The 14,464-nt window shown below is 41.1% G+C and carries 4 protein-coding genes and 1 other annotated feature; all 4 genes read right to left on the minus strand.

What is annotated here, in order from left to right; all coding sequences use genetic code 11:
- Nucleotides 1-49: 49 nt before the first annotated feature.
- The 4 genes from IGL24_RS14065 to leuS all read right to left on the minus strand — a co-directional run bounded on the left by IGL24_RS14065 (nt 50) and on the right by leuS (nt 14,123).
- Complete coding sequence (locus tag IGL24_RS14065) at nt 50-1,438, minus strand: hypothetical protein (protein ID WP_207699333.1); 1,389 nt, start codon at nt 1,436-1,438, stop codon at nt 50-52.
- A 675-nt stretch (nt 1,439-2,113) separates the two neighbouring features.
- Entirely contained in the window at nt 2,114-6,166 is a 4,053-nt protein-coding gene (locus IGL24_RS14070; RefSeq protein ID WP_207699334.1) for an Ig-like domain repeat protein, read from the minus strand.
- 638 nt (nt 6,167-6,804) lie between these two features.
- Nucleotides 6,805-11,175, minus strand: coding sequence for a hypothetical protein (locus tag IGL24_RS14075; RefSeq protein ID WP_207699335.1), 4,371 nt, complete (start codon nt 11,173-11,175; stop codon nt 6,805-6,807).
- Nucleotides 11,176-11,708: 533 nt separating this feature from the next.
- Complete coding sequence (gene leuS, locus IGL24_RS14080) at nt 11,709-14,123, minus strand: leucine--tRNA ligase (RefSeq protein ID WP_207699336.1); 2,415 nt, start codon at nt 14,121-14,123, stop codon at nt 11,709-11,711.
- An 87-nt stretch (nt 14,124-14,210) separates the two neighbouring features.
- Nucleotides 14,211-14,424: a binding site (T-box leader), on the minus strand.
- Between the last annotated feature and the right edge of the window lie 40 nt (nt 14,425-14,464).

The following is a 14,464-nucleotide window of genomic DNA, read 5'->3' on the forward strand; positions in this document are numbered from 1 at the left end:
GATATTTGTCTGTTGAAATTCAAACGTATAGCATATTGCTATTCAGTTCCTAATCATTACCTACAAGGAACTTGACCTCTTGGGCATCCGAGCGATTGCCTTCTTCATCTTCTAAAGAAAGGTAGCCAGTATATTCTCGAACTTCCAAGTCATTTAATTCAAATTCATTGCCATTTTCATCTACTAATTCGATATTGATCTTTTCTGACAAGCTCCAATTGTCTTCAGGATCATCTGCTAAGAAGCGCAACAAATCGCTTCGTGAAAATGTATTTGACGTGTGGGTTGAAAAATCAATCGTTTCATTTTTGAAACGGGCTGTCGGTGCTTCCGTATCAATCACAAGATATCTTACCGGATAGTCCGTCTGATTTCCTACTTTGTCTTGTAAGCGAAGATGCGCATCGTATACGGTGACTGAAGGCGCAACATTGACGATACTTAACGCAGCTCCCAGATGATCGTGTAAGGAAAGTTTAATTTCATGTGGTGCCGTCACATTATCTAATGGCTCACTCGCTAAGAAGCGTGATAGATCCTCTCTTTCCAACTCATTTACTCGACGTGCTTGAAAATCGACTGGTGCTGTCACGATATTGACAATCGGGCCCTCTTTGTCTCCAGCAAGGAACTTAACTTCATAAGCTTCAGATTTATTCCCTTTTTCGTCTTCCAAGCGAAGATAGCCCGTATGCTCGATGAACGGTAATTCATGCAAATTAAATGCATTGCCATTTTCATCGGTTAGTTCAAAGTCGATATATGGATATAACGTCCAATTGTCTTGAGGATCACCAATTATAAAACGCAATAAATCTTTACGTGAGAAGGTGTTTGCCGTGAGGGTCGAAAAATCGATGACTTCTTCTTTAATGTTCGCCCACGGTGCTTGAGTATCAACCACTTGATATTTCACAGGGTAGTCCGTATAATTATTTGCCTCATCTCGTAAACGAAGAATTCTGTCATACGTCATTGTTGACGGTGCGGTATTTTTAATGCTTACCGCACTACCATCACTATTCAGTAACGAAATATCGATTTGATCCGTTGGTGTGTTGTCATCCACGGGCCCATCGATAAAGAATCTCATAAGATCCTCTTTTGTCAAATCACTCACTCTGGTCGCTTGAAATTCTACTGGTGATGTCGTCACATTAGCTGTAGGCCCTTGGTCGTCTCTTGTCTGGGCGTTCATTTCTTGTAAATTTAATTGATTTTGATTTTCTTCTGATAAAATTGTTTTTCCTATCTCTAGATTTAAGGTGTTCTTCACTAATTCGGATATTTCTCCTGTTGCATGACTTTCTGTCTGCTTTTCTATTATTCCAATGTTGGTTGTCACCTCATTTTCTACTGCAAAGACGTTAGATGGCAATAGGACACTTTGGAATAATAGGAATGAAGCTGCAAAAAATCGGATTTTTTTCGTTTTCATAAATTCTTTCACCCTCTCTTGTTTGTTAGAATGGACGTTAAAACATACTGGCTACGCATTTTTTTCAGATCAATCGATCAAACTATGTAAGGAAGTAAAAACGATCGCTTTGATCAAAAAATCTGCTCAACACTCTTGCAGATATAAAGTACGCAGATTCAGTACAGATATTTTGAAAAAATCTCCCCTCTATGATTGAAAGAGTATTTCAATCAATACTCTTTCTTCCTTCAAAGTACTTAAAAATAACAACCATTCTACATTATCATTATCTATGATTTTATCCGTTCAAAAAAATCTTTTTTTCTCTTTAGAAAGGTTAAATAAATGGATAGTACTCATAATTCAAACGATAAACAAAGGATTTACGCCTTTTTTTACCAAACAGCTCATTACGTTAGATTGGAAATCGCTACGGAAAGGCTTTTTTCAACAACTAAAATGACGCAACATTGAGACACTCTATCTGAAATAAAATTTCTGTTATTTGCAATTAAAGTTAGACGAAACACATGATCAATTATATTTTCGAGAAGAAAATATATTGAATCGTATGTTACATAAAAAATAAGCCATCAGCCAAAAAATCGAATGATTTTTGTGGTTGACGACTTATTCTCTGAAGTTACTTTACCTCATTCTACTGTTTGTGAATAGCAGTTTTTTACTTCGCAATTACTGTGCATTGAAATTCCAACGCATACTGTAGACTGGATTCAATGTATCATCCAAGCTTTCAAAATCAAAATCTTCGCCAACAGAGCCAAATAATGAGAAGGAGAACGAAGTACTATGGCCTTCAACCGTTCCTAATTCTCTACGGTTATTGAGATTTTTCCCGTCGGTGATCAGCATCACTTCCTGATCATTTAGATTGTTCTTCATCCCTAGATCGATCTCCGTTAATTCATCCGTATCTGCTTGACTGATCATGGAACTGACAGAGACTTTCACTGGGCGTTCCGCATTGTTTTGGATTTGATACGTCGGTGACACGATTCCTTTGCTTTCTTTGCTTTCTGCAAATGATACATTCATTGGGATCGTCACGTCGATGTACTCGGACGTATCTTCTAAGATCGTGACTTGACTATTCAGCGTTCGGCTATTGCCCGCTTGGTCCGTCAAGGTGACTGTCACGCCATATGTTCCTACTTCTAAATCTGCGAAGGCGACATTGTTTTCATAGGCTACTGCAACTTGAATGTTCGGCGAAAAGGTCCAATTGTCGGTCGGTTCCCCATCTAAAAAATCACGAGGAGCTGGCTCTTCTTGACCTTTCGTGAAGACGAGTGGATCTTTAAGTGTTCCATCAGGTGCTGTGGTATCAACGATATGAACCATTCCACCAGTGATTCTCGCCACATTTCCAGCTTCATCTGTTGCATTGATATTCACATGATGATACTCGTTAACTCCATTCGGCTCTAAATTGAACAACTGCCGTTCATTTTCTAGTTGAATATTTTCTAACTCTGTCCAATTATCCGCTAAACCGTCAATCAACGAACGTAATTCGGCTTGTGTGAAATCTCGTTCACGAGTAGCTTCAAACGTTGTCCATGGATTTCTTGCTGTACCAGTCGGAGCTTCCGTATCGATCACTCGATAATTGACCGGATACTCCGTCTGATTCCCTCGAGCATCTTGCAATCGTACCTTTGCATCATACACAGTCGTTGAAGGTGCGACATTGACGATACTCACGATATCGCCTGCATTGTTTCGCAAGGAAAGATCGATTTGATCCGAGGCGGTCACATTATCCAGCGGATCTTCAGTAAAGAAGCGTAACAAATCAGCTCTCGTCAACTCATCTTTTCTGCGTGCTTGGAAATCAACTGGCGTTGTAACGACATTTCCTGTTGGACCTTCATTATCGCCTGCGAGGAATCGAACTTCTTGTAAATTCGTCTGATTCCCATGCTCATCTGTTAAACGAATATAGCCAGTGTACTCTTTGAATTCCATGTCATCTAAGGCAAATTCATTACCATTCTCATCTTCTAAGTCAATTTTGATATTTTCTGGTAACGTCCAGTTATCGTCAGGCGTTCCATTGAAAAATTGTAATAAATCAGCTCGTGAGAACGTATTGGATGAATGAGTTGAAAAGTCGATCACTTCATCTTTGAATGATGCAGTCGGTGGTAAGGTATCGACGATTCGAATCATTGCATTTGAGAACGTTCGATTATTTCCGAGTTCATCTGTCGCAGTCACATTTGCAGGATAGTATTCATTATATCCATTAGGTGGATGAATGGTAAAATTAAGATTCATTCGTAAACGAATATTAGCTGTCTCTGTCCAATTATCTTCCAATTGACTAAATAACTTGCGCAAATCGTCTTCACTCAAATCTTCTTTACGATTTGCTTCAAAGACCGTCCAAACTGTCTTAACTGCCCCTGTAGGTGCTTCCGTATCAATCACTCGATAACTCACGGAATATTCCGTCTGGTTATTTGCTTGGTCTTGTAAACGAACCTTTGCATCATACACGGTATCAGACGGTGCGACATTGACAATACTCACGATATCTCCAGCATTGTTTCGCAAAGAAAGATCGATTTGATCCGGTGCGGTCACATTATCCAGTGGATCTTCGGTAAAGAACTTCAATAAGTCCTCTCTCGTCAACTCCTCTTTTCTGCGTGCTTGGAAATCGACTGGTGTCGTCACGACATTACCAGTTGGACCTTCCGTATCGCCAGCAAGGAATCTGACTTCTTGTAACGAGGAGCGATTTCCTGCTTCGTCTTCTAAACGAATATAGCCGGTGTGTTCTTTAAATTCCATGTTACTTAAATTAAATTCATTGTCATTCTCATCGACCAATTGAATGTTGATGTTTGCTGGCAATGTCCAATTGTCAGCAGGATCACCAGTTAAAAATCGTAATAAATCTGTTCGTGAGAAAGTAGCTGAAGTATGGGTTGAAAAATCAATCACTTCATTTTTAAAAGTAGCGGTTGGTGCTTGGGTATCAACGACTCGATATTTCACCGCGTAGTCGGTCTGATTGTTTGCTTCATCCTTTAGACGAATCGTGGCATCATGGATCGTAGTTGTTGACGGTGCAACATTTTTGATACTTACGGTATTTCCAGCACTGTCTAATAAAGAAATATCGATTTTATCCGCTGGCGTATGAATATCTACTGGACCATCAATAAAGAACCTCATGATGTCCTCTTTCGTCAAATCGTCCACTCTGGTTGCTTCAAAATCGACTGGTGTAGTCGTGACATTGGCTGTCGGCCCTTGATCATCTCTTAACTGGAATTTAACTTCTTGTAAGTTTGCCCGATTCCCAACTTCATCTTCTAAGCGAATATACCCTGTGTGAGTAAGCAATGGATCTAAAGCATATAAATAGATCGTCCACCCTCTACTATCCACTAATTGGATTTTGATATCATCTGGTAATGTCCAATTATCATTCAGGTCATCACTCAGAAATTGAAGAAGATCCGAACGGGACGGCACAGACATTAGCTCATTAAAAAGACCAACGAACCCTGATTTAACTGTCCCAGTTAGCGCTATTGTATCCAGCACACGATAATTCGTCGTATGTGTCTCTGTCACTCCTGTCGTTTTGTTTCTCAAAATAACATCCATATACCCACGAGTGTCTGGTCGCCAGCCTTCAGCTGGTGAAGCAACAGAATACTCATAATTATTTGGATCATCAGGTAACTTTTGGAACCACGTACGAATTTCTGCCTCCGGCATAGTGACAGGTGCACGTTGCGCTTGGATTGGAATATTATTCCCAATCACAGCAGAGGAACGACCATCATCAATTTCAAGTGTACCGATTTTTTCATTCGTATACGTACGATTCGTCAACTTTCGTGGCGTTGCAATGTTCGTATATTGTGTCGCAACCCCTGTCGCACCTAACGTAACGTTCCCACGAACCTCGACTGGTGCGGTTGAATTACTCGTTGCGACTCTTTTGACAGTTATATTGATTGTGGCAGAATAGGAACTGGTCGTGACAGTTCCTGAGATAGTGATATCGGAGCGATTCGAAGAAATATTCGACAATGAGTACGTATTGTTGTGGATTGAATGATTTCCATAATACATCTGTGTATAAAATTCATCCGGCATCCCAGCTGGACTATCTGTTACGATCGAGGAAATCCAGCCGTTGCTCCCATTGACACGTTCCACCATTGAATGTGTTGGTACATTTACGGAAAAAGTTGTCGTTGAATTAACGGCTGTACCTAAAGTGATTTTTCGGTTGATCGCATTTTGCAATACACTTTCTAAATAGGAACTCCTACCATGGTTGGTCAATTGCGTGAGATTTTCAGGCGTTTCATTCCAAGCTCGTAAAGAATTCGCCAAAGGATTTTCATCAATAAGCGGTACTTCTGACACCTCTGTTGGTACTTCATCCGTTACAACAGGGGTGGCTTCTTCTACCACAGGGATTTCTTCCTCTACCGTGGGGGCTTCCTCCACGACTTCAGCTGTTTCAGGAGGGGCTGATTCAGCTGAGACTTCTTGTTCCACTCCTTCTTGAATGATCGGTTCTTCCACGATGTTTTCTGGTTGTTCTTCAGACAAATAGCTTTCTGGCTGCTCTTCTATGATTTCCGTACTGGCAATCGGCTCATTTTCTATCGCAAATACTGTCGATGGCAACAAGGTATGTTGGAACAATAGAAATGAAGCAGCTAGAACTCGTATTTTTTTTGCTTTCAAAAATCCTGTCCTCCTCTCTCTTTTGTTAGAATGTGCATAAAAAAAACTGACTGCGTACATTTTTTGATCAAAAGTAAAGATTATGTATGAGTAAAAGAACTATGTGCTTGATCGAAAAAATTAGATCCAATACGCATGTTCAGGATAGATATTTTGCAAAATTCATCCTTCGACGATCAAAAGATTGGCTATGTAATTGCTTTTCTAAGTTGCCCTCTTTCTCATTCTCAAAACATCCAAAAAATAACGCACATTCCACATTAGAATTATCCACGATTTTATTCGTGTAAAAAAATCTTTTTCTCCCTTTAGAGTGGTAAAACAATTGAGCATTCAGCGATAGATTGAACAATAATCTGGATTTTTACGCCTTCTTTTACCGTATGGATTGCAACGTCGTATCCCTGTTTGCTATAGATAGCCGTTTTTCTAGCTTCTACTATAAATGGATGAAGCCTTTTGACTGAAACAAAATTTCAGTTTATAGAAATTTTTGTCTCAACACGATACCTTTCTCGGTAACTATTTTGAAATCAAAACGAATAAAAGCAAAAAAACCACTATCCACAAAAATTGAAACAATTTTCGTGGATAGTGGTTTTCACTTGAAGTTGAACGTTTCCGTCCTATTTTTATTATTACTGTGCGTTGAAATTCCAACGCATACTGTAGATTGGATGTAATGGATCATCTAAACTTCCAAAATCAAAGTTCTCACCAACGTTGCCAAATAGCGAGAAGGAGAATGAAGTATGACGTCCTTCGATCGTTCCTAGTTCTCTGCGGTTGTTGAGATTTTGTCCTGAGGAGATCAACATCACTTGTTGATCATTCAGATTATTCTTCAAACCTAGATCGATCTCCGTCAATCTTCCAGTATTTGCTTGACTGACCATAGAAGTGACCGAAACAGTCACTGGTCGTTCCGCATTGTTTTGTATTTGATACGTCGGTGACACGATTCCTTGGCTTTCTTTGCTTTGAGCAAATGAAACATTCATCGGGATCGTCACATCGATGTATTCGGATGTGTCTTCTAAAATCGTGACTTGGCTGTTCAATGTTTGGGTATTACCGGCTTGATCTCTTAATGTGACTGTCACACCATATGTTCCTACTTCTAAATCTGCAAATGATACATTGTTTTCATATGCGACTGTGACTTGAATATTCTGTGTTAAGGTCCAATTATCTGTCGGCTCCCCATCCAAAAAGTCACGTGGTGCTGGCGCTGTTTGTCCTTTCGTGAATACAAGCGGATCTTTGAGTGTACCGGTAGGCGCTGTCGTATCAACGACACGTACCATTGCATTAGCGATTCTTCGTGAATTTCCCGCCTCATCTGTTGCTGTGATATCCACAGGATGAAAGCTATTGGAGCTGCTCGGCGATAAGTTATATAAGTTGCGATGATTTTCTAATTGAATGTTGGCTAGCTCTGTCCAATTATCCGCCAAATTGCTGATCAATGAACGCAATTCTGCTTGTGTAAAGTCTCGTTCACGAGTTGCTTCAAAAACTGTCCATGTCCCTCGAGCATTTCCAGTCGGTGCTTGGGTATCAATGACACGATAATTGACTGGATACTCCGTCTGATTTCCTCGAGCATCTTGTAAACGAACATTCGCATCATAAACAGTCGTTGAAGGTGCCACATTGACGATACTTACAACGTCCCCTAAGCTATTTCGCAAAGAAAGTTCGATTTGATCTGAGGCGGTCACATTATCCAGTGGATCTTCTGTGAAGAATCGCAACAAATCCGCTCTCGTCAACTCGTCCACTCGACGTGCTTGGAAATCGACCGGTGTCGTAACGACATTTCCTGTCGGTCCTTCGTTATCACCTGCGAGGAAACGGACTTCTTGTAAATCAGTCTGATTCCCATGTTCATCTGTTAAACGAATGTACCCAGTGTACTCTTTGAATTCAATATCATCTAAGGCAAATTCGTTCCCATTCTCATCTTCTAACTCAATCTTGATATTTTGTGGTAACGTCCAATTGTCATCAGGCGTTCCATTGAAAAATCGTAATAGATCAGCTCGTGAGAAGGTGTTTGATGTATGGCTCGAAAAGTCGATCACTTCATCCTTGAATGTTGCAGTCGGTGGCAAGGTATCGACGATTCGAATCATTGCGTTTGAAAATCTGCGACTATTCCCGAGTTCATCTGTTGCGGTTACATTTGCAGGATAGAATGCATTGGGACCATTAGGCGCATAAATCGTAAAATTAAAATCCGTTTGTAAACGAATGTTTGCTGATTCTGTCCAGTTATCTTCTAATCGGCTAAACAATCTACGTAAATCAGCTTCACTTAAATTCTCCCTACGGTTTGCCTGAAAGACTGTCCAAGCTGTTCTGACTGCTCCTGTTGGTGCTTCCGTATCGATCACTCGATAATTGACTGGATATTCTGTCCGGTTACCTCGGGTGTCTTGTAATCGTACATTCGCATCGTATACGGTATCTGACGGTGCGACATTGACGATACTTACAACGCCTCCTAAACTATTTCGTAAAGAAAGTTCGATTTGATCTGAGGCGGTCACATTATCCAGTGGATCTTCTGTAAAGAATCGCAACAAGTCTTCTCTCGTCAACTCATTCACTCGACGTGCTTGAAAATCGACCGGTGTCGTAACGACATTTCCTGTTGGCCCTTCATTGTCTCCTGCGAGGAATTTGACTTCTTGACCATTTGAACGATTTCCAGCTTCATCTTCTAAGTAAAGATAGCCAGTATGTTCTGCAAAGTCTAAGTCGTTCAGATTAAATTCATCCTCATTCTCATCGACTAATTCAATGTTGATATCTGGTGGTAAAGACCAGTTATCGCTTGGATCACCTGTCAAGAATCGTAACAAATCGTCCCGTGAAAACGAGTTTGAAGCATGAGTCGAAAAGTCGATGATCTCTTCATTAAAAGTAGCCGTTGGTGCTTGGGTATCAACTACTCGGTATCGTGCCGAATACTCTCTTGTATTCCCTGCCTCATCGGTCAAACGAATCGTCACCGAATGTTCCGTCGTTGACGGTGGTCGATTGGTGATCGTCAGTTTTTCATTCGCACTATCCAACACTTCGACATTGATATTTTCTGGCAACGACCAATTATCCCACGGTCCTCCAGTGAAGAAAGATAAAAGCTCTTCGTCACTTAGCTCCCCTTCTCTTCTTGCTTCCAATCCTACGACATCTGTCCTGACATTCGCAGTAGGCGCCTCGTTATCAAACACTCTAAATCGGACTTCTTGTAAAGAGGAACGATTCCCTGCGGCATCTTGAAGTCGAAGATAGCCTGTTTGAACATCAGTCGACGGAGCGATCTCACTAAGATTAAGGGTTGAGCCATCACTATTGACTAGCTGTAATTGAATATTTGCTGGCAACGACCAATTGTCCTCAGGATTGCCATTTAAAAACGGCATCAGCTCATTTCGTGAGGGGTTACCCGATCGACGGGCAGCCAAATCTACCACAGCATTGCTAAAATTAGCGGTAGGCGCTTGGGTATCGACAACACGATATCTGGCCAGGGTACCACTCCCCCCATCGCCAGGAGGAATAATAGCTTGACTGCTATTTCCTGACTCATCTTCAAAATTCAGACGTCCGCTGTGGATCTCTGTGCTAGGTGCGATTCCTGTAAAAGAGGGCATAGGACGACCCATAACATCGTTGAAAGTGATTTTTATATCATCTGGCAACGTCCAGTTGTCATTCAGTTCACTAACCGCTAGGAGAAGGTTTGCTCGATCAATAGCGGCAGACCCTCCAGATCTTCGAGCTTGTACATTCGTGATTCTATTTATAAAGACCCTTGCTATTGGCGCTTGGGTATCAATCACCCGATAATTCGTCGTATGTGTTTCCGTCACTGAGGTGGTTTTATTTCTTAATGTGACCACCATGTTTCCTGTTGTATCCGGTCGCCAACCTTCTGCAGGGGAAGCGACACTGTATTCATAGTTATCAGGATCATCCGGTAAGCGTGTAAACCATGAACGAATCTCCTCTTCACTCATCGTGATAGGTGCTCGTTGTGCTTGAAGCGTTATGTCTCTTCCAATTACCGCAGAGGAGCGACCATCATCAATGGCTAAGGTGCCGATCGTCCCAGTATTGTAACTAAGATCCATCACGCGCCTTGGTGTCGCGATATGAGTAAACTGTGTCGCAACGCCGGTCGTACCCAAGCCAACATTGGCACGGACAATAACTGGTGCTGTCGAATTACTCGTCTGGACCCTTCTTACAGTAAAATTGATCGTTGCAGTGAAATTTGAATTGATTGTGACATTTCCTGAGACAGTGACATCTGACCGATTCGAAGAAATACCCGACAAAGTATATGTATTTCTATGAGTCGAATGGTTGCCATAATACATTTGTGTATAAAATTCATCTGGCATACCGGCTGGGCTGTCTGTCACGATGGATGAAATCCAACCGTTACTTCCATTCACCCTTTGAACCATTGAATGCGTCGGTACCGTCACAGAAAAAGTGGCGGTTGCATTCACTGTATTCGCTAAAGTGATGTTTCGATTGATCGCATTTTGCAACACACCTTCTAAGTAAGAAATCCTCCCATGATTGGTCAATTGTTCGACATTTGACGGCGTTAAGTGCAAGCGTCCTAAATGGTTTGACAAAGGATTTTCATCAAGCGGTGGTAATTCGGAGATCTCTGTAGATTCCTCTGGTAATTCTTCTGGTACAACAGGTTGTTCTTCCTCGACACCTGGTGCTTCCTCCACGATTCCTGGGGTTTCAGGGCTACTTGGTTCAACTGGTTCTTCTTGTGGTGTTTCTTCTTGGACGAGCGGTGGTTCTACTTCGGTCTCTGGTTCAGCTTCTGTTATGTAACTTTCCGGTTGTTCTTCCACCTGCTCAGTAGTGTCTGCCATTTCATTTTCTATCGCATAGACTACCGGCGGCATCAGTGCATGTTGGAATAATAGGAATGAAGCCGCAATGACTCGTATATTTCTTGCTTTCAAAACTTCTGTCCCCCTCTCTTAGTTTCAAAATAAATATTTACATCTTCTGAATACATCGATCTGTGGGATCAAATGGTAAAACTATGTAAAAAGGTAACGCTATGTGCTTGATCGAAAAATCTCGGTTGATGTTTCCTATTAGAGATAAGCGATGTATTCAGGTGAATTATGTTCGTTGGATCGCTACAAATTGATTAGAAAAAGCTTTTAAAAAAACAATACAAATACTATCTAAATGTAACGTTCCTGTTAAAATTATCCACAATTCTCTAATCGTAATAAAATCTTTTTTTACCGTCAGAAAGGTAAAAAAACACTTCCAACAATAAATACATCTTGTAATCAACTACTTTCAACCATTGTTTTTACTGAGTTATAACAATATCACACATTTATAGGCAAGGGATGATTCTCATCAACCGAAATTTCCTTTGTGTGGGAATTTCTAAAAAAAGTCACCTCCTTAGGAAATTCATGTGAACTTCCCAAGGAGGTGACGATTTATTTTATTCTTTTATTTGAACAAACGATAATTAATTAGCAACGATATTGACTAATTTATTCGGAACAACGATAACTTTTCTGATTGTTTTTCCTTCGAGTTGTTCTTTGATGTTCTCATCAGCCATTGCTGTTTTTTCTAATTCTTCTTTTGATAAGTCACGTGCCACACTGGCTTTTGCGCGAACTTTCCCATTGATTTGGAAAACTACTTCTACTTCGTCTTCGATCAAAGCAGCTTCATCATAAGTTGGCCATGGGGCATAAGAAAGATCTTGTTCATTGCCTAAGATTGCCCATAGTTCTTCACCGATATGAGGAGCGATCGGTGCAAGTAATTGCACGAAGCCTTCGATATATTCATACGGTAAAGCATCGACTTTGTATGCTTCATTGACAAAGACCATCAGTTGTGAGATTGCTGTATTGAAGTGTAGATGTTCGTAATCCTCTGTCACTTTTTTGACTGTTTGATGGTACACTTTATCAAGTTTACCGTCATTAAGTGTCGTGATACGATCACGCATTTTATTGTTTTCGTCCACGATCAAACGCCAAACACGGTCTAAGAATTTACGACTGCCTTCTAAGCCGTTTTCACTCCAGGCAATTGACGCATCTAGTGGCCCCATGAACATTTCGTATAGACGTAACGTATCTGCGCCATAAGATTCTACGACATCGTCAGGATTGACGACATTGCCACGAGATTTAGACATTTTTTCGTTGTTTTCTCCAAGGATCATACCTTGATTGAATAATTTTTCAAAAGGCTCTTTCGTTGGTACGACACCGATATCATAAAGGAATTTATGCCAGAAGCGTGCATACAATAAATGAAGTACAGCATGTTCTGCGCCACCGATATAAATATCGACTGGTAACCAACGTTCTAGTTTTTCATAGTTGGCTAATTCTTTTTTATTGTGTGGATCGATATAGCGTAGGTAATACCATGAGCTTCCTGCCCACTGTGGCATCGTATTCGTTTCACGACGACCTTTTTTGCCTGTTTCTGGATCAACGACATTGACCCACTCATCAATGTTTGCTAATGGTGATTCTCCTGTACCACTTGGTTGGATGTTGCTTGTTTTTGGCAAACGTAGTGGCAGCTCTTCTTCAGGTACAGTCGTTACTGTGCCGTCTTCCCAATGGATGATCGGGATTGGTTCACCCCAATAACGTTGACGAGAGAATAACCAGTCACGCAGGCGATAGCTGACTTCTTTTTTCCCAACACCTTGTTCTTCCAACCATTGATTCATCGCATCGATTGCTTCTTTTTTGTTCAGTCCGTTCAAGAAGTCAGAATTGATATGCGCGCCATCTTCTGTGTAGGCAGCTGTTGAAATATCGCCACCTTCGATGACTGGTAAGATTTCTAGATCAAACGTTTTTGCAAACTCATAATCACGTTCATCATGTGCCGGTACTGCCATGATCGCGCCTGTTCCATAAGAAGCTAACACATAGTCAGCGATCCAGATAGGGATTTCTTTGCCATTTACAGGGTTGATCGCATAAGCTCCTGTGAAGACGCCTGTTTTTTCTTTGGCAAGGTCTGTCCGTTTAAGATCTGATTTTTTCGCTGTTTCAGCGATGTAAGCTTCGACTGCTTCTTTTTGTTCAGGGGTCGTGATTTCACGAACCAAGTCGAGTTCTGGCGCAAGTACCGAGTAAGTTGCCCCGAATAACGTATCCGGACGTGTCGTAAAGACTGTATACTCTTTGTCAGTTCCAGCCACTTTGAACGTCACGTTCGCTCCTACTGAACGACCGATCCAGTTGCGTTGCATTTCTTTGATGCTTTCAGGCCAATCAACAGATTCTAGATCATCGATCAAACGATCCGCATAAGCGGTGATTTTCAGCATCCATTGACGCATTGGTTTGCGGATGACATCATAGCCTCCACGTTCACTTTTACCGTCGATCACTTCTTCGTTTGAGATCACTGTACCTAGTTCAGGTACCCAGTTCACGGCTACTTCCGCTTCATAGGCTAACCCTTTTTCGTATAATTTAGTAAAGATCCATTGTGTCCACTTGTAGTATTCTGGATCTGTCGTATTTACTTCACGGTTCCAATCGTAACTAAAACCAAGTGAATTGATTTGGCGACGGAACGTTTCGATATTTTTTTGCGTAAATTCCGCTGGGTCATTTCCTGTATCTAACGCATACTGTTCTGCAGGTAGACCAAATGCATCCCACCCCATTGGATGTAGCACGTTGAAGCCTTGGCTACGTTTGAAACGAGCAAGGATATCTGTCGCGGTATACCCTTCTGGATGTCCGACGTGCAGTCCTTGTCCTGATGGATACGGGAACATATCCAACGCATAGAATTTTGGTTTATCCGGTTCATCATGCGTATTGAAAGTATTGTTTTTTGCCCAATATTTTTGCCATTTCTTTTCGATTTCCTTGTGATTATAGCTCATCTTGAACCTCCTGTTTTGATGTAGTGACCTATCCTGTAGTCGCTGCCCACGAAAAAACAAAAAAATCCTATAAAAAGATTGCTCTTTTTATAGGACGTAATCTACGTGGTACCACCTAATTTTGCCTTGCTAAACAAGACCTTGAACGTTGTAACGGTCGTCACCGCCTCTGCTTACTGGAAAAAATCGTTCAGCAGGTGCAACTCAAAGGCGAGTTCAAAAGCGTCCGTACACATTTTCACCAACCATGTGCTCTCTATAACTTTCGACTTTTTACTACTTCCTTTTCAAACGTTGAACAACTAAATTTTTAGTAGCTTCATAGTAACAAATATTAGCGA

Origin of the sequence: Enterococcus sp. DIV2371 (assembly GCF_050498525.1) — a bacterium.
In the GTDB taxonomy this organism is placed as follows: Bacteria; Bacillota; Bacilli; order Lactobacillales; family Enterococcaceae; genus Enterococcus_B; species Enterococcus_B mangumiae.

Coding starts and splice junctions, on each gene's coding strand:
- leuS (WP_207699336.1), bottom strand. CDS start 14,123: ATGAGCTATAATCACAAGGAAATCGAAAAGAAATGGCAAAAATATTGG.
- IGL24_RS14065 (WP_207699333.1), bottom strand. CDS start 1,438: ATGAAAACGAAAAAAATCCGATTTTTTGCAGCTTCATTCCTATTATTC.